The organism is Brachybacterium timonense, from assembly GCF_900258505.1.
In the GTDB taxonomy this organism is placed as follows: Bacteria; Actinomycetota; Actinomycetes; order Actinomycetales; family Dermabacteraceae; genus Brachybacterium; species Brachybacterium timonense.
This window is the reverse complement of sequence record NZ_LT984895.1, coordinates 2,187,547-2,203,808: the sequence shown is the minus strand read 5'-3', so window position 1 is coordinate 2,203,808 and position 16,262 is coordinate 2,187,547. Positions and strand designations below refer to the sequence as shown.

Annotated in this window: 15 protein-coding genes; 8 read left to right on the top strand and 7 right to left on the bottom strand. The window is 67.2% G+C overall.

Going from position 1 to position 16,262, the window contains the following annotated elements; all coding sequences use genetic code 11:
• Positions 1-107 precede the first annotated feature (107 nt).
• Both hpf and secA read left to right on the top strand, forming a co-directional pair.
• Complete coding sequence (gene hpf, locus C8271_RS09790) at positions 108-764, top strand: ribosome hibernation-promoting factor, HPF/YfiA family (RefSeq protein ID WP_106507124.1); 657 nt, start codon at positions 108-110, stop codon at positions 762-764.
• Between the two features lie 305 nt (positions 765-1,069).
• Positions 1,070-3,928, top strand: coding sequence for a preprotein translocase subunit SecA (secA, locus tag C8271_RS09785; RefSeq protein WP_106507123.1), 2,859 nt, complete (start codon positions 1,070-1,072; stop codon positions 3,926-3,928).
• A gap of 202 nt (positions 3,929-4,130) precedes the next feature.
• On the opposite strand, the gene C8271_RS09780 is transcribed toward secA, so the two are convergent.
• Both C8271_RS09780 and C8271_RS09775 read right to left on the bottom strand, forming a co-directional pair.
• Positions 4,131-4,529 (bottom strand): Rv3235 family protein, encoded by a 399-nt coding sequence (locus C8271_RS09780; protein WP_106507122.1) that lies wholly within the window; start codon positions 4,527-4,529, stop codon positions 4,131-4,133.
• Positions 4,526-5,536 carry a LysM peptidoglycan-binding domain-containing protein gene (locus tag C8271_RS09775; RefSeq protein WP_170957850.1) on the bottom strand — a complete coding sequence of 337 codons (1,011 nt, stop codon included), beginning with the start codon at positions 5,534-5,536 and terminating at the stop codon, positions 4,526-4,528. The genes C8271_RS09780 and C8271_RS09775 overlap by 4 nt, the downstream gene beginning before the upstream one ends.
• A 437-nt stretch (positions 5,537-5,973) precedes the next feature.
• On the opposite strand from C8271_RS09775, the gene C8271_RS09770 reads away from it, so the two are divergent.
• Positions 5,974-6,516: a hypothetical protein gene (locus C8271_RS09770; RefSeq protein ID WP_106507120.1), complete on the top strand. Its 543-nt coding sequence runs from the start codon at positions 5,974-5,976 to the stop codon at positions 6,514-6,516.
• Positions 6,517-6,603: 87 nt separating this feature from the next.
• Here the strand turns inward: C8271_RS09770 and C8271_RS09765 are convergent, their stop codons facing one another.
• Positions 6,604-6,831, bottom strand: coding sequence for a helix-turn-helix transcriptional regulator (locus C8271_RS09765; RefSeq protein WP_106507119.1), 228 nt, complete (start codon positions 6,829-6,831; stop codon positions 6,604-6,606).
• A 233-nt stretch (positions 6,832-7,064) separates the two neighbouring features.
• Here C8271_RS09765 and C8271_RS09760 point away from each other — a divergent pair, with 233 nt between their 5' ends.
• Genes C8271_RS09760 through C8271_RS09750 form a run of 3 tightly spaced genes read left to right on the top strand, consistent with a single transcriptional unit; the run spans position 7,065 to position 9,499 of the window.
• The gene (locus C8271_RS09760; RefSeq protein ID WP_245921082.1) at positions 7,065-7,703 is read left to right on the top strand and encodes an SAF domain-containing protein; all 639 of its coding nucleotides are present in this window, start codon (positions 7,065-7,067) and stop codon (positions 7,701-7,703) included.
• Positions 7,700-9,025 carry a CpaE/TadZ family protein gene (locus C8271_RS09755; protein WP_106507117.1) on the top strand — a complete coding sequence of 442 codons (1,326 nt, stop codon included), beginning with the start codon at positions 7,700-7,702 and terminating at the stop codon, positions 9,023-9,025. Before C8271_RS09760 ends, C8271_RS09755 begins: the two co-directional genes overlap by 4 nt.
• 12 nt (positions 9,026-9,037) lie before the next feature.
• On the top strand, positions 9,038-9,499 hold the full coding sequence (locus C8271_RS09750) for a DUF6912 family protein (protein ID WP_106507116.1): 462 nt from the start codon (positions 9,038-9,040) through the stop codon (positions 9,497-9,499).
• Positions 9,500-9,649: 150 nt separating this feature from the next.
• Here C8271_RS09750 and C8271_RS09745 read toward each other — a convergent pair whose 3' ends face one another.
• Positions 9,650-10,156, bottom strand: coding sequence for a DUF2505 domain-containing protein (locus tag C8271_RS09745; RefSeq protein WP_106507115.1), 507 nt, complete (start codon positions 10,154-10,156; stop codon positions 9,650-9,652).
• Between the two features lie 142 nt (positions 10,157-10,298).
• Here C8271_RS09745 and C8271_RS09740 point away from each other — a divergent pair, with 142 nt between their 5' ends.
• A complete protein-coding gene (locus C8271_RS09740) occupies positions 10,299-11,789 on the top strand; it encodes a sensor histidine kinase (protein ID WP_106507114.1) in 1,491 nt (496 codons plus the stop codon).
• 8 nt (positions 11,790-11,797) lie between these two features.
• On the opposite strand, the gene C8271_RS09735 is transcribed toward C8271_RS09740, so the two are convergent.
• Positions 11,798-12,046 (bottom strand): WhiB family transcriptional regulator, encoded by a 249-nt coding sequence (locus tag C8271_RS09735; RefSeq protein ID WP_106508008.1) that lies wholly within the window; start codon positions 12,044-12,046, stop codon positions 11,798-11,800.
• 419 nt (positions 12,047-12,465) lie between these two features.
• Here C8271_RS09735 and C8271_RS09730 point away from each other — a divergent pair, with 419 nt between their 5' ends.
• Positions 12,466-12,885, top strand: coding sequence for a hypothetical protein (locus tag C8271_RS09730; RefSeq protein WP_106507113.1), 420 nt, complete (start codon positions 12,466-12,468; stop codon positions 12,883-12,885).
• Positions 12,886-12,955: 70 nt separating this feature from the next.
• On the opposite strand, the gene C8271_RS09725 is transcribed toward C8271_RS09730, so the two are convergent.
• Positions 12,956-15,439, bottom strand: coding sequence for an FtsX-like permease family protein (locus C8271_RS09725; protein WP_106507112.1), 2,484 nt, complete (start codon positions 15,437-15,439; stop codon positions 12,956-12,958).
• A complete protein-coding gene (locus C8271_RS09720) occupies positions 15,439-16,200 on the bottom strand; it encodes an ABC transporter ATP-binding protein (RefSeq protein WP_106507111.1) in 762 nt (253 codons plus the stop codon). Before C8271_RS09720 ends, C8271_RS09725 begins: the two co-directional genes overlap by 1 nt.
• Positions 16,201-16,262: the final 62 nt, after the last annotated feature.

Below are 16,262 nucleotides of genomic sequence, written 5' to 3'. Positions count from 1 at the left end.
CTACTCGACGATGCAGCGAGTTCCCCTTCGGAAGGAGGTGGCCACCCCAGCCAGCGAGCCAGCGCGGCCGGGCTCCGAGCGGCCGCACCCCGAACCAGGAGGACATCATGGAGATCAATGTCGTCGGACGCCATATGGACGTTCCCGAACGATTCCGCCGCCATCTTGAGGACAAGCTCGACAAAGTCACCCAGCTCGCCCCTGCAGCTCTCGCCGTGGACGTTGAGATCTCGCAGGAGAAGAACCCACGTCGTGCCGAGCTCAGCGACCGGGTCGAGCTGACGGTCCACGACAACGGCAATGTGATCCGCTCCGAGGCGCGAGCCGATGACCTGTACGCCGCCCTCGACCTTGCCTACGGGCGTCTGCTTGAGCGTCTGCGTCGCGCACGCGACCGGCGCAAAGACCGGCACCGCGGCCGTGAGCGCGCCCACCAGATCTCCGGTGAGAGTGTGCGTCATATGACCCCCGATCTCGACGCCGTGCTCGCGTCAGCGGACCCCGATGCGCCCACGTCGCAGGACACGCCGGCTGCCGACGATGCGGGCGGTCACGATGACCACAGTCCCGTCGTCATCCGCGAGAAGAAGCATCCCGCCACGCCAATGACCGTGGATGACGCTCTCTACCACATGGAGCTCGTGGGACATGACTTCTTCCTGTTCATCGACGAGGAGTCCGGCAACCCCAAGGTGGTCTACCGCCGCAAGGGCTGGAACTACGGCGTGATCGAACTTGAGCAGGAGCAGGCTGACGCCTCCTGACCGCTGATCAGTCGACCCTGAACAGCGCGGGGCTCCGTCGACGCCACACCCATGTGGCATCGTCGGGGCCTCGCCTCTGTTCTCAACCTGCGGGAAGTAGGTGTGCGAATCGCCCGCCGGTCGGGACTACGATGGGGCGGCGGAGCTCGCGTGATCCGTTTGTGACATGCGCGGCGCTCCGCAGGAAACCCGATGACCGTCTGCGAAACTGACAGGCGGACTCAGACGCATCGAGCAGATCCCGTCGGCGAGCGGCGGGGAGGAAACACGGGACGGGGACGCCCGCCCGCGGATGGAGTGAACGCGTGGCCAACCTCTTCGACAAGATCCTGCGCGCCGGTGAAGGACGCGAGCGCAAGCGGCTGGAGACCATCGCCCGCCGTGTCGGCGAGGCGGAGGAGATCTTCGAGGATCTCACCGATGAGGAGCTGCGCACCGAGACCGAGAACTTCAAGCAGCGCCTCGACGACGGCGAAACCCTCGACGACATTCAGGTCGAAGCCTTCGCGGCCGTGCGGGAAGCCGCCCGCCGCACCCTGGGCCAGCGCCCCTACGACGTGCAGGTCATGGGCGGTGCCGCCCTGCACCGTGGCCGAATCGCAGAGATGAAGACAGGTGAAGGCAAGACCCTCGTGGCCACCCTGCCCGCATACCTCAATGCCCTGGCCGGCAAGGGCGTGCACGTCGTGACCGTGAACGACTACCTGGCCACCTATCAGAGTGAGCTCATGGGGCGTGTGTTCCGTGCTCTGGGCTTGACCACGGGCGTGATCACCGCCGGGCTCACTCCTGAGCAGCGTCGCGAGCAGTATGCCTGCGACATCACCTACGGCACGAACAATGAGTTCGGCTTCGACTACCTGCGCGACAACATGGCCCTGAGCCCCGACGATCGGGTCCAGCGCGGTCACTTCTTCGCGATCGTCGACGAGGTCGACTCCATCCTCATCGATGAGGCCCGCACCCCGCTGATCATCTCCGGTCCCGCGAGCGGTGACGTCAATAAGTGGTACGGCGAGTTCGCCAAGGTCGCGCAGGTCCTGCGTCGGGACCGTGACTACGAGGTTGACGAGAAGAAGCGCACCGTGGGCATCCTCGAATCTGGCATCGACCAGGTGGAGGACCGCCTGGGCATCGAGAACCTGTATGAATCGCTGAACACGCCGCTCATCGGCTTCCTGAACAACGCCATCAAGGCCAAGGAACTGTTCAAGCGCGATAAGGACTACGTGGTTCTCAACGGCGAGGTGCTGATCGTCGATGAGCACACCGGGCGCATTCTTGCTGGCCGCCGTTACAACGAAGGCATGCACCAGGCCATCGAGGCCAAGGAAGGCGTGAAGATCAAGGCGGAGAACCAGACTCTCGCCACGATCACTCTGCAGAACTACTTCAAGCTGTACGACAAGCTGTCGGGCATGACCGGCACCGCCGAGACCGAGGCGGCCGAGTTCATGAACACCTACAAGCTCGGTGTCGCTCCGATCCCCACGAACAAGCCGATGATTCGCGAGGACCAGCCGGATCGGATCTACCGCACCGAGAAGGCGAAGTTCGATGCCGTTGTGGAGGACATCGTCACCCGTCACGATCGCGGTCAACCGGTGCTCGTCGGCACCACCAGCGTGGAGAAGTCCGAATACCTCTCCACGTTGCTCACGGCTCAGGGCGTGAAGCACGAGGTGCTCAACGCGAAAAACCACGCGAAAGAAGCGGCCATCGTGGCCATGGCCGGCGCGAAGGGCGCGGTCACTGTGGCGACGAACATGGCTGGCCGCGGCACCGACATCATGCTCGGTGGCAACGTCGAGTTCATGGCGCACGCCGACCTGGCTGATCGCGGCCTGAACGCAGAGGAGCAGCCGGAGGAGTACGAAGCAGCCTGGGACGAGGCGCTCGAGCGTGCCCGCGATGCTGTGGCAGAACAGCATGACCAGGTCGTCGATCTCGGTGGCCTGTACGTGCTGGGAACCGAGCGGCACGAGTCTCGACGAATCGACAACCAGTTGCGAGGCCGTGCCGGCCGTCAGGGTGACCCGGGCGAGTCACGGTTCTACCTGTCGCTTCAGGATGATCTGATGCGTCTGTTCAACGCGGGCGCGGCGGAGGCACTGTTGGCCCGCGGCGGAGTGGATGAATCGATCCCGCTCACCGGCCGCATGGTCTCCGGGGCGATCCAGCGTGCGCAGAACTCCATCGAGTCGCGCAACGCTGAGATCCGCAAGAACGTGCTCAAGTACGACGACGTGCTCACCAAGCAGCGCAAGAAGATCTACGAAGAGCGCACCCGCATCCTTGAGGGAGAAGATCTCGACGGACACATCGAGCGCTTCATCCACGAGGTCATCGGTGGCACCGTCGATGCCCACACCCGCGGCGTCACCCCGGAGGACGTCGACCTTGATGAGCTGTGGGGCGCGTTGCGCCCCGCCTTCCCGGTGTCCATCACCGCTGAGGAGCTCGTCGAGGAGGTGGGCGGCAAAGAGAACCTCTCCGCGTCGACCCTGCGTGAGGAGATCCTCTCGGATGCGGATCTGGCCTACGAGCGCCGCCGTGAGGAGCTGGGCGAGGCGGCTCTGCACCAGCTGCAGCGCCGTGTGCTGCTGTCGGTGATCGACCGTCGCTGGCGCGAGCACCTCTACGAGATGGACTACCTCAAGGAGGGCATCGGCCTGCGTGCCATGGCGCAGCGTGACCCGCTGGTGGAGTACGAACGCGAAGGCCACCTGATGTTCAACGACATGGTCGCGGGCATCAAGGAAGACACTGTCGGCTACATCTACAACCTCGACGTCCAGGTCTCCACGCCCACGACCGTCGTGCCGAAGGGAGTCAGTGATCTGCTGAGCAAGGCTGGCGCGAAGGATGCTGCGGCACGGTCGACCGAGGACGACGAGACGCGCGAGGCCGATGATGAGGCCGCAGAGTCGACGGTGCAGGCCTCCGAGACCGAGGCTGAATCTGAGGATGACGTCGTCATCAGCGCTCGAGGCCTCGATTCCGGGCCGTCAGCCCGCGATCTGCAGTACAGCTCGGCGGAGGGTGAATCGGCGCCAGACCCACGGACTCTCTCGCGCCGTGAGCGTCGGCGACTGGAGCGTGAGGAGCGCAAGGGCGGCGGACGCCGCGAGGATCGCGACAAGCCGAGCCGACGCGAGCGCTGATCACGACTCACTCCTCTGGTGGGGTGAGCCGGTGGCCGTGCCCCGATCCCCACGATGGGAACGGGGTCGGCCGCTGTCCAGAGCAAAGACGGTGGATTCGGGCAAGCGTGCTCGCGGGAGGTCCGGCGGACTGTGAGCCTGCGCAGGCGGACGGATGCGGTCTTGCCGCAGGCTCGTCAGGTGGCCTCCCGCGGAGCGCTGGTCAGCCGATCTCAAGCACCGTGACGCGCCAGCCGCTGTGGCGCAGCTCCCAACGCATCGCCAGGAAGCGGGCGCGGTCGGGCTCGCGCAGAACACAGCTGGCCTCGACTGTGCGTTCATTGACGATGCATGAGCGCACCCCGGTGACGGCGACGCGGCTGGGTGGAACGTAGCCGGTGGTGGCGCGCAGGCGTGTGGTGAGATCGGCCCGTCGGGCCAGCATGCCCGCGACGTCGGGTGTCACGACCTTCGCAAGTGCGTTCACAGGGCGTTGTGCGCGCACGATCTCCACGGCGCATCGGGCGACGGCGTCGATCATGCGCACTGCGGTGCGCGGATCCTCGAGGGGCACCGACTCCGGAGCGCTGGCGGACACGCGGCGCTGGTCAGTCGTGGTCATGGCTTCTCCTTGTCGGTGAGCGGGGAGGGACGGGTGGTGAGCGCATCAGGCACCGTGAGGACGAGCCCGGGGGAGATGCTGTCGGGGTCAGAACCGATGACGTCGGCGTTTCGCTCATACAGAGCCGGCCAGTGGAGAGCGATGTCCTCGATCGGATCGGCGCCCGGACCGAGCAGGTCATCGGTGATCGACCACAGGCTGTCGCCGGGCCGCACAGTGACAGTGGTCGGCTCACTGCTGGGCGACCAGCCGAGCTCGGCAGGGGGAGGCGTTGTGGTGTCGGTATCGACGCTGTGCTCGGGCGCGGCGGGTGCTGCGTTCCACCCCAGGCTGTGGGCAGCTGTCCCGGTTGCAGCATCGTCGACATGGGTGCGCTCTGTCGCTGACCCGTCCAGCACTGTGGTCACGGGCCGTGCTGGCGCTGAGGGGGCTGGCGCTGCCCCGGAGACGGGGCTTGCGGGAGCGGGGATCGGGTCGGGGGCGCCGATCACAGAGTCGGGGCTCGCGCGTTCACCGTCGAGCATCACAGCGGCGGTGCTGTATGAATCCTCCGCGTGATCGGCAGCGATTGCGGTGCCGACGACGCCCCAGGGAAGCACGCTGCTCGCAGCGATGACACCGACACCCAGCTTCTTGGCGACGCGCGGTGCGAGGACGCGAAGCACAGCTCCGGCTGTGCGGCCGGTACGGGAGCGGCGCCCAGCGGCCAGGACGATGAGGGCCAGCAGGTGCACGAGAGCGAGGTAGGCACACAGCACGGCGGCAGAGCCGGCGAGCAGTGCCTGAACTCCTGCGAGAAGGCCGGGCACGCCGTGACCAGCGGCGGCCGGTGGGATCAGGTCAATGGTGAGCGCAGCCAGGACAGTGGCTCCCGTTGCTCCAGCCACGACGAAGCAGGCGCGCACCAGAAGAGCTGAGGGCTTGAGGCGCACTGGCGATCCGTTGACGTTGGCCTGTGTCGCCGTCCCGGCGTGCGTCTTTGCTGCGCGTGGTGTGGTGGTGGCCATCGTCCCCTCCGGTAGGTCGTCAGTGATCCCCTGGTCAGCACCAATGACGACGACTGCACGCGTGGCGATGGAGAGCGTCGGCACTCGTCTGACGTCGCCTGGCATCGATCGGATGGGCCGACGTCACCGTCGGTCATCGATGCGTTTGGTGCAGTTTGATCTGTTCTGATGCCTTGTAGAGAAAGTAACCAGGGTTGATGCAGGTCACAATTGGTCCTTGGTGCCGAACATTGCGAGTAGGACTGGCACGAAAGGACGAGAGGGGTGTGCACTGTGCTGTATCGAGCAGCGCTGATAGTGCACCCTGTCAGGGCCGCGCATCTCATACGCCGCAGGTGACTGATCTGCGAGGGAGCCTCCGCACGTCGGTGCCGGATCGCAGGGCCTGATTGCCGGGAGGGGACGCCGGGGCCGTGCTGTGGTCATACGCTGAGGCCATGTACCCCGACGGTCGACAGCATCAGGAGTGGCTGGTTCCGGACGCGCTGGACGGGAGCGACGATTTCGCCCTGACGAGCGATCTGATCCGCGCCGAGCAGGCGGACGTGATCCTTGCGGATCGGTTGCGCGCGGCCCACGGCGCGCGGATCCGCGTGACCGTGCCTGAGTTCGGAGTGCTGGAGGGACAGCTCACCGAGGCGAGCGATGAATGGATCGAACTAGACACGGACAGCAGCTGGGCGCTCATCCCTCTCCACGCGGTCGTGATGCTCCACGGGCTCGGCGTACGGGCACGTCAGGCGTCGCGAACAGCGGTGGGCGAGCAGTCGCTGCGCTCCCGGCTGCGGCAGATCTCCCGAGACCGCGCACCGGTCACCGTGATCACGGCTGCCGGGACTGTCGCGGGGCGTCTGGCGCGTGTCGGCGCTGATGCCATTGACCTGGTGGGCGTTGACCGCGGTGGCGAGGCTCAGCGGCGTCGTGAGCTGCTCACCATTCCGGTATCACGCGTACTGGCCGTGCAGAGCCTGTCGATCTGACGTTGCGCTCGGGTGCCTGAGACAGCCTGAGACAGCTTCACGCCCGGCACATCGGCGGCGTGGCTACGCGCGGGTCCCGGCGCGGTATTAGCTCCGCTCCTTCTCGCGCTCACGCTCTTCGGCGAGGATCGACGCTGTTGCCTCGTAGCTGCGGTCGATATAGGACTCGATTTCGGAGATCTCGACTCGCCACTGGCCGCGGCCACCCACCTTGATCGCGCGTAGATCCCCGGAGCGGACCAGGGCATAAGCCTGTGACGCGGAGATGGAGAGCATCTCCGCCACGTCCGACAGAGGCACGAATCGCGTGCGCATCTCTCTCCCTCCGGCTGTCAGATCGTTCGCGGCGACAGTGTGTCAGATGCACGGGTGCGAGGCCGAGGCCTCCCCGTGACTGTGGATGACAGTGGACTCATACGTGCCCGTGCACGCCCACGGTGTTGGTTGTCCACAATCCGCGCCATCCCGCGGCGAGCATGGCCCCAGTGAACGTAGCCTCGCCAGCAAGCCCCCGGGGTGGGGGCCGATCGAGTGCTCTGGAGGATGCCGTGGCCACCGAGACCCCTGTGATGCGGCTGCGCCGCCCACGCTGGCGCGACCCCCGCCTGGCCATCGGGATCCTGCTCGTGATCGTCAGCGTGCTGTTGGGATCGCTGCTGGCCGCACGCCTGTCGCAGACGGTGACTGTCCTCGCCGCCCGAGAGGCGATCGTGCCGGGTGATGTGCTCACCCGCGAGGATCTGACCACGGTGGATGTGCGTCTGGGGGATGCTGCCCCCGGTTATGTCACCTCGCTCGACCAGATCCCGGAGGGAGCCGTTGCCGTCTCGGCTGTTCACCCCGGTGAGCTGCTCGCTGTCTCAGCCATTGGACAGCCCACAGATGTCTCACTGCGTCCACTGGTGATCGCGGTCGATGCGGCCGTTGCCGAATCCGTTGTCCCCGGCGGAAGCGTCGAGCTGTGGCGCACCCGCGAGGGTGCCGATGGCGAGGAGCCGACGGCGGAACTCCTGGTGGAGCAGGCAGTGGTACGGCGCGTCGACGAAGGGTCCTCATTGGGTATGCGCGCGATGAGCGTCGAGGTGCTGGTGCCGCAAGAGTTCCTCGCCGCCGTGCTCGAAGCACTCGCCGCGGGGGAGCGGCTCGACGTCATCGGGATTCCAGGCGCCGACGGGGTGAGGCCATGATCGATGTGGTGCTGTGCGCCTCGGGCAGGGACGAGGTGCGTATTGTGCATGACCTTGCGCAGATGTCGCCCGCCACCGTGAGGATCGTGCGCCGCTGCGCAGACCTGGCCGAGACCCTCGCCGTGGTGGCAGCCGGCGGCGCTGACGCTGTCGTGATCGACCTGGATGTGCGCGGACTCGGGCGAGACCGGATCAGCGATCTTCTTGCAGGAGCAGCTGTTGTGGGGCTGCGCTCGAGCGAAGACACCACCACCACGAGCCTCGGGCTGACACATGTTCTCACCCCAGATGCCCCAATCGGTGACCTGGTCGAGGCGGTCAGCATCGCGGTGCAGGAGCGGTCGGGTGTTCGGGAGGCGGTTGCCCAGCACGCGACACCGGAACCGTCGTTGGCCGATGGCGGCCGTCTTGTCGGCGTCTGGGGCCCCACGGGGGCGCCGGGCCGCACCACGATCGCGCTCAACCTCGCTGCGGAGATCGCGGCCGCAGGCCGGGAGGCGCTGCTCATCGACGCAGATACCTGCGGTCCGGCGCTCGCACAGATGCTCGGGGTGCTCGACGAGAGCCCGGGGCTCGCAGCAGCATGCCGTGCCCGGGATCGTGACACGCTGGACGCCGAGGTGCTGCGCGGCCTGACGGACCTGATCCGTCCTCATCTGCGGCTTCTGCCCGGCATCGGCGCACCGTCGCGCTGGCCGCATGTGCAGGAGGAGTCGTTGCGCGGCGTGCTCCAGATCGCGCGTCAGGTCGCGGATGTGAGCATTATCGATATCGCCGCTCTGCTCGAGGAAGACGAAGACCTCAGTTACGACACGCTCGCACCGCAGCGCAACGCCGCTGCGATCACGACGATCGGAGCCTGCGACCTTCTGATCGTGGTGGTGGCCGCCGATCCGGTGTCCATCACACGGCTGCTCCGCCAGCGCAGCCGTTTACAGGAGATCAGCGCGCGAGAACTGCACGTCATCGTCAATCGCGTCGGGCCCCCGGCGGATGCGGCCCGGATCCGCGAGCTGATCGCCACACGGCTGCCCGTCAGGACCCTGCACCTGTTGCCGGATGATTCCGCCACGTGCCGCCGTGCCCTGTGGGAAGGGGCCATGCTGATCGAGACTGCCGCCAGGACGCCGCTGCGCCGGGGGCTCGCCCGTATCGCAGAGGCTGTCATTCCGGTGCAGGACAACGTGCCGGAGGCCGGTGTGCCAGTGGAGCACACCGAGCCGTCGGGCCCCGATCGGTCTGTGGGCCGCCCGGAGATGGCCGGTGGGCGCAGCGTGCAGATCGCTGCACCGCCGGGCCGCCGGCGGCGTGCCGCGGGGTGAGAGGATCGGAGTATGCGCATCTACCTCCCGTGCACCGACGCAGATCGTGACGCTCTCCGGCGTGGAGCGCGCCGACTGCCCGTCGGCGCAGATCGTCGGGCCTTCGCCGTGACAGCCCAAGCCCGCCAGAGCGTCTCTGCCGACGAAGAAGACCTCGAGTACGAGGCTCAGCAGGAAGCTGCCTTCATCGCCCTGCGCGCGGCTGAACCACACAGCCGTGCAGCGGTGCTCGCTGCAGATGCCGCTCCTGCCGATCTCGGTGATGGGAAGGACTCCGACGGCCTCTACGGCGTGCGTATCACGCGGGACACGGACCTGGTGCTCGTCAGCGTGCATGTCACGGAGCTGACGGCGCAGCAGAACGACGCCTCAGACACTGATCCCGCGCTGCTGTGGTTCGACCTCTCCGAGTCAGCTCGGGCACTTCGCTTCCTTGACGGCAGCACATGCGACACCGCAGGAGGCGGCGACTGACACCGCAGGAGGCGGTGACACCGACGCCGATGCTGGTGACAACGCCAGCTCGCCGTGACGCTGCCGCTCCCGTGACCATGCGGGACCCGCACGGGCACACGCCACCAATCTGACGGATGGTGTGGGCACGGCCAGCCAGGCCCTGTCTGATCAGTCCGCTGACTGATCGTGGTAGCGCTGTGCCGCCGTCTCCTCCATGCGCATGACCGTCGAGACGTACGGCATCGCTGCCCGCTCGAGTCGCCGCCCGACAAGCGGCACGTTCGCTACGAGCTGCCCATCGATGTGGATTCGCGACGCATCTGGCCCAGCCGGAACCAATCGCATATCCCCGGTCACACGCGCCGGCGTACCGGCGACCTCCAACAGCATGGTCCCGGTGCGGGACCCGTCGCTGCCCGGGGCCAGCCATCGCTGAGTCTCTCGCACGGTGATCGAGGAGCCGACGAAGGGCCGTGCCACGTCCGGCACACGATCGGTGGGCATGGTGAGCGTCGTCGTCACAACAAGACATCCTTCGGGATCGCCCTCGTGCTCGCTGCGGACGTCCTGCGCACCGAGTGCATCACCACGGATCTGCGCATACCGCGGATCCGCATACATATGCATCACGGCATGCGGCGCCAACGGCAGCGCAAGCTCCTCGACCAGGTCCATTCGTGCCTCCCTGCAAGTGGTCCGACGGGTGTCACGCCGGCGGTGAACACCTCGTGTCGTCCTCCAGCGCAGTTCGAGCGCCGACGGCGCCACGCTTCACCCTACTCGTCGTGCACAGCGCGCCGACTCTATCCTGGAGTGCATGCTCAGCCTGTCGAAGTTCCCTCCCGGCACTCCCGCCCTCGACGAGAAGTCCGTGGAGTGGCTCCAACACCTGGTGGGGGACTGGAACCTGGTGGCGGACCTGTTGCGCTGCGACCTCGTGCTCTGGGTGGGCGGGGCCGGTGAAGCGCACGCTCTGGCTCACTGCCGCCCTGCCACGGGATCCACCGTGTACTACGAGGATCCCGTCGGTATCACGATCACCGATCAGCAGAACCCGCAGCTGCTCGCCCTGCTCGAGGAACGGGAGGCGACTGCATCGACGCTGACGGTGCAGCGGGAGGGGCGAGACGCCACCTGCCGTCTGGTTCCCGTGCGTCACCGCGGTCGAACCCTCGCGGTGCTTGCCGTTGAAGCGCCGGTGCCAGAACGCGAGGCGTCGGTCAGTGAGAAGCGTCAGTCTGCGCTCGGGGACCGCCTGCTGCTCATGATTGAACACGGCGCCTTCCCGATTGCGGGCGCGCCCATCCCGCCCCGTCGCGGCGCTCCGCGCGTGGGTGACGGGGTGGTTGAGCTTGACGCCACGGGCGTGGTCATGTGGGCATCGCCGAATGCGCTGTCGGCTTTTCACCGTTTCGGGGTAGCCGGCGACATGACGGGGCACAGCCTGGCTGAGCTGTCCACAGAGGTGTTGCAGACACGTGCACCGGTTGATGAGTCGCTGCCCCTGGTGCTGATGGGGCGCGCGGCGTGGCGGTCGGATATGCAGGCCCGTGGCGGCACGCTGTCGCTGCGCGCCGTCCCGCTGACGGAGTGCGGTGAGCGGATCGGCGCTGTGGTGCTGATCCGCGATGTCACCGAACTGCGCCGTCGCGAACGTGAACTGATGACGAAAGACGCGACAATCCGTGAGGTCCACCATCGCGTCAAGAACAACCTTCAGACCGTCGCAGCCCTGCTGCGGATGCAGGCGCGTCGGATGACCACTGACGAGGCGCGCGACGCCCTCAATGAGGCGATGCGACGGGTTTCCACGATCGCGCTCGTGCACGAGTCGCTCCTACAGGGTGCTGAGGAGACGGTCCATTTCGACGAAGTGATCGACCGCTGCCTGCGTCTTGCTGTCGACGCCGCAAGTGCCTCGGTGCATCGCGAGGGCGGGCCTCACCTGGAGGATGCGCAAGTGGTGGTGCGCACCGAGAAGGTCGGCCGCGCTGGATCAGTTCGTGCCGAGGAGGCGACCCCGCTTGCGCTCGTCGTGATGGAGCTTGCCACCAATGCGGTGGAACACGGGCTGTCCGAGCATGGCGGCACGCTCACCGTACGGTCGGAACGCACGGGCTCCCTGCTGCGCATCCATATCGAGGATGATGGCGACGGCATGCACGGCGCCAAGCCCAGTGGGCTCGGGACGAGCATCGCGCTGACCCTCGTACAGGGGCAGCTCGGCGGCACACTGGAGTGGACGGAGCGCCCCGAGGGCGGAACGCGCGCCACCGTCGAGGTCCACTTGGACCCGCTGGTGGTCTGAGCGCAGGATCAGCTCGCGCGGCGCGCGCGGGCGTTGCGGCGCTTGAGTGAACGGCGCTCGTCCTCGGATAGCCCGCCCCACACACCGGAGTCCTGACCGGTCTCGAGCGCAAACTTCAAGCAGGCCGTCATGACCTCGCAGGACTGGCATACGGCTTTGGCCTCTTGGATCTGCGTGACTGCCGGGCCTGTGTTCCCGATCGGGAAGAACAGTTCAGGGTCATGCTTGAGGCACTCAGCACGGTGGCGCCAGTCCATCGTCACTCTCACTTTCCAGAACACCCCGCCGCCTCGTGAGACGCGGCGCGGTGGTGGTCGTCCGCCGGGCGGACGGTCAACGTCGCTTCCCTGATCACCGTGAGTCGCTCGCGACGGAGCGTCGGGCGAAAAGGTTCGTCATCCATTGTCGGGTGGGCCAGAAGTCCCCACAAGGGCCCGCAGGCCGTAGACGGGTGGGACTTCCCACAGCCCGCCCTCTTGCATCTGTCCGGTTCAGAGGCGTTATCGCGTGCGCGGGAGAGGTCGCCCGCCGGCTACCGCCGCGAGGATCCCGACGGGGCGTCGTCGCGCGAGGGTGCGATGGCCCGGCCCCCGAGTCGACGGCGGGTCGCCGCAGTGTCCTCTGCACGCGAGTGCGACACCGGTTCCTGCTCAGGACGACAGCTACAGTGCTTCCCATGCCCGCCGCACAGAACCCCGACCCCGCCGCCGACTCCCCGGACTCGAGCCCCCGTCGGCGTACGGCGGTCATCCTCCTGGCCGTGGAAGCTCTCCTGCTCGCCTCGGCCGCGGTCTACTGCGCCTCGCTGGCCGTTGCTGGAGAGGTGACCGGACGCTTCGGCCTCGGACTCGCCGTCTTCCTGGGGCTGTTCACCATCGCCGTGGCAGTGGCCGCACACTCTCTGCGCCGGGGCGGACGATTCGGCATCGGCTTCGGGATCACCTGGCAGATGTTCCAGGCCCTGGTGGGCGCCAGCATGCTGCGCGGAGCGATGTACTGGCAGGGAGCGCTCGCCTTGGGCCTGTCGATCGCGCTGTTCATCATGCTGACGACGCTTTCGAAGGCCGAGCACGAGCGCTCCCTACGCGCCGAGTGACCCATGCAACCGTCGGCCGTGCACGGTGCCGGCAGACTGGCCACCACGGCCCGTGCACGGCGTCCACGCATCAGTCCGCGCGGACCGCGACGGCCGGAGCTGTCCGTGATGCCGCGCGCCCCGGCAGCATGGAAGCCAGCCAGCCCGCCGCGATGGTCAGTACCAGCAGAGCAGCCAGCTGCGCCCACGGGATCGAGATGATCGTCGGGAACTGCCCAGCGAACACCGAGGCCACCCCCGCCAGGCCGTAGATGCAGCCCAGGACGATGCCGATCCCGGCACCGATCAGCCCCAACAGAATCCCCTCCCAACCGAGCATTGCCTGCATCTGACCACGGGTCGTGCCGAGCGCCCGCAGCAGACCGTTCTCAGCAGTCCGTTCGACCACGCTCAGGCTGAGTGTGTTCGCCACGCCCACCAACGCCACCAGCACTGCGACGCCCAACAGTGCGATGGTCACGCTCAGCAGCACCTGCAGGATCTGGCCGTAGCTCGAGCGCTCGATCCCCTCAGCCTGCACCTGGGCATCGGCGATCCCCGCCTCGGCGAGCTGTTCGCGTACGTCGCTCAGAGTCGCGAATGCAGCTGATCCGAGAGAGGGCTTCAGCTTCGCGAGCACCGCGGTGCGGCCGCCTACTCCTGCGATCTCCTGTGCCACCTCGGGGGTCACCAAAGAGAGATCCAGATTTCCGTCCACGTGCACGGTGAGCTCGCGCGTTCCGCCGGTGGCGGTCGGCACCGTGAGGCGCTGGCCGTCGCGCACGCCGAACCGCTCCGCACGGTCGGCGCCGGTGAGCAGCACACCGTCGCGCAGCTGCTCGGCGAGTCCGCCGCGTGCGGCCTGAGAGCGCAGCTGTTCAGGCGTCGGGCCAAGCACGGTCATCGTGTCATCGGCGCCGAGCTCGAGCTCCGCCTCAGGCACAGCGTCTGCACGGGCGATACCTTCGACGCCTGCCACGATGTCAGTGCTCTCAGCCGTGAGGCTCTCGGAGCGCACCACGAGATCGATGGGTTTGCGATCGGCCAGGTCATGCGTGAGTGACACTTCGGCGGTGCGCGCGCCGACGGCCATCATCGTCATCAACGTCGTGCCGATCACCAGGGCGGCCACGGTGGCAGCGCTGCGCGAGGGATCGCGCAGGGTGTTCGCGCGCGCCAGACGTGCGGGGTGGCGGCCGATCGCCGCGAGCAGACGTCCGCCGACACCCGCGAGCGGTGGCACGACCAGCTCGAGCAGACTGAGCACACCGATCATGCTGAGCGCCCCACCGGCCATCGCAAGCAGCACCGATGCGCCTGCCTCGATAGGGGGATCCTCCATCTGCCCCATGGCGACACCGCCCGTCAGCGCGGCACCTCCGATGATCGTCGCGATAGTTCCCAGTGCCGTGCGCCACTGCCGACGCGCACCCGAGCGATGGCGCGTCGATACGGGCCGCAACGCCTCCAGCGGGGCAACCTCGGTGGCTCGCCGCAGCGGCAGCAGGCTCGCCGCCACCGTGATCACGGCCCCGGCAACGAGCGGAACGAGCACAGAAGCCCAGCTCACCGGCACAGGCGCGAGGCGTTCCACCCACCCAGCAGAGGCTGAGATCGCAAGGGCAGCCTGCACCAGCAGATGCCCGCCCAGCACACCGGCGAAAGATCCCACCAGGGCAACGAGCAGCGACTCCCGCAGCACAACGGCACTCACCTGCCGTCCCGTGGCGCCGAGGGTGCGCAGCAGCGCGAGGTCCCGCGTGCGCTGCGCGACGGTGACGGAGAACGTGTTGGCGATGACCACCGAAGCGGTCACAAGTGCCACAGCGAGGAAAGCACCGACGACAATGGCCAGAGCATCGAGACCGGAGTCGGCAGTGGAATCGTCGATCACGGCCTGGATGGTGCGTACAGCCACGGTGTCATGACTCGAGGTCTCTGCGAGCTCCTCGAGGTCGGTGCCCTCCGGAATGGCATACAGCCACCCCGAGGCGTGGTCCGCGATCGGACCGCCCAGCAACTGCGGTGCGGAATGCGTTGTGAGGTACGCGTTGCCGGTGTTCGAGGAGATCAGTGCGGCGCTCTGGGACCGTGCAATCCCGACCACCGTCAGGGGCTGATCGGGTATGTCGGGCGCGGTCGCGGGCGCGGTGAGTCGTGTGCCGACCCGGGCGTTGAGCGCCTCGGCAGCGTCCTCATCGATCACCAGTTCCCCGTCGGCGCGTGCATGGCGCCCACTCACCAGCGGTGTGGGAGAGGCTTCCTCGGGCGGCAGGGAGGAGATGCGCACCCACGTCTCGGCGTCGCCCGCACGCAGCTGTGTCATGTTCTGCATCAGCGGCCACGAGGCGGTGCTGCCCTGGACCGCGGGCGGAGATTCGATCGCTTCAGGATCATGAGAGGTGGCGACGAGCTGCGCTCCGCGCAGGGATGCGGACACGTCGGCAGACACGGACTGAGTCATCAAGCCGCCCGCCACGATCATCACGGCGACGAATCCGGTGGAGAGCGCGATGGTGAGGATCGCGGCGAGGTGGCGGCGCAGCGGGGTCAGGCGCACGGTGCGGGCACTCATCAGCGACCTCCCGCGGTGAACGGAGCCTGCTCATCACTGTCGATGCGGCCATCGACCAGAGAGATGATCCTGTCGGCATGCTCAGCAGCATCGCGCTCGTGCGTGACCATGACGACTGTCTGCCCGAGCTCATCCACCGAGAGGCGAAGGAAGTCGAGAACCTCGTCGGTGGTGCGAGAGTCGAGGTTGCCGGTGGGCTCATCGGCGACGACAACGGCCGGAGAGGTGACGAGCGCTCGAGCGATCGCAACACGCTGGATCTGACCGCCGGAGAGCTGCGCGGGACGATGATCCAGGCGCTCCGTGAGTCCGAGTGCTCCGACCACGGTCTCAAGCCAGGCCTCATCCACACGGCGGCCAGCCAGGTCGAGGGGAAGAACGATGTTCTGCCGGGCGGTGAGCATCGGCAGCAGGTTGAAGGACTGGAACACGAATCCGATGCGGTCGCGCCGCAGCAGGGTCAGCTCCCGGTCCTTCAGCGTGGTCGTCTCGATGCCGTCGAGCTCGATGGAACCCGAGTCCACTGAGTCGAGACCGGCGAGCACATGCAACAGAGTCGACTTCCCGGACCCTGAGGGGCCCATGATCGCGGTGAAGCGTCCGCTGGCGATATCGAGATCCACACCGTCCAGAGCTGTCACGGCGCCGGCACCGGTGCCGTAACTCTTGGTGATGCCGCGAGCACGAATCGCGGGCCGTGCGTCGGCATTGGCGGGGGCGCTGGCGGTGTCCTGTGTTCTGACGGGAGCAGAGCGAGACATGACTGTCCTTCGAGCCGGGGAATCGGAACATCTCGATCGTCTGCCTGAAGCGTTCGAGGGCG

Excerpts from the sequence above, each read along its gene's own strand:
- C8271_RS09730 (WP_106507113.1), top strand. The coding sequence starts at position 12,466 with ATGCCCGCCGCACAGAACCCCGACCCCGCCGCCGACTCCCCGGACTCG.
- C8271_RS09720 (WP_106507111.1), bottom strand. The coding sequence starts at position 16,200 with ATGTCTCGCTCTGCTCCCGTCAGAACACAGGACACCGCCAGCGCCCCC.
- C8271_RS09775 (WP_170957850.1), bottom strand. The coding sequence starts at position 5,536 with ATGGCCACCACCACACCACGCGCAGCAAAGACGCACGCCGGGACGGCG.
- C8271_RS09735 (WP_106508008.1), bottom strand. The coding sequence starts at position 12,046 with ATGGACTGGCGCCACCGTGCTGAGTGCCTCAAGCATGACCCTGAACTG.
- C8271_RS09755 (WP_106507117.1), top strand. The coding sequence starts at position 7,700 with ATGATCGATGTGGTGCTGTGCGCCTCGGGCAGGGACGAGGTGCGTATT.
- C8271_RS09750 (WP_106507116.1), top strand. The coding sequence starts at position 9,038 with ATGCGCATCTACCTCCCGTGCACCGACGCAGATCGTGACGCTCTCCGG.
- C8271_RS09740 (WP_106507114.1), top strand. The coding sequence starts at position 10,299 with ATGCTCAGCCTGTCGAAGTTCCCTCCCGGCACTCCCGCCCTCGACGAG.
- C8271_RS09770 (WP_106507120.1), top strand. The coding sequence starts at position 5,974 with ATGTACCCCGACGGTCGACAGCATCAGGAGTGGCTGGTTCCGGACGCG.
- C8271_RS09765 (WP_106507119.1), bottom strand. The coding sequence starts at position 6,831 with ATGCGCACGCGATTCGTGCCTCTGTCGGACGTGGCGGAGATGCTCTCC.
- C8271_RS09780 (WP_106507122.1), bottom strand. The coding sequence starts at position 4,529 with ATGACCACGACTGACCAGCGCCGCGTGTCCGCCAGCGCTCCGGAGTCG.
- C8271_RS09745 (WP_106507115.1), bottom strand. The coding sequence starts at position 10,156 with ATGGACCTGGTCGAGGAGCTTGCGCTGCCGTTGGCGCCGCATGCCGTG.
- hpf (WP_106507124.1), top strand. The coding sequence starts at position 108 with ATGGAGATCAATGTCGTCGGACGCCATATGGACGTTCCCGAACGATTC.
- C8271_RS09725 (WP_106507112.1), bottom strand. The coding sequence starts at position 15,439 with ATGAGTGCCCGCACCGTGCGCCTGACCCCGCTGCGCCGCCACCTCGCC.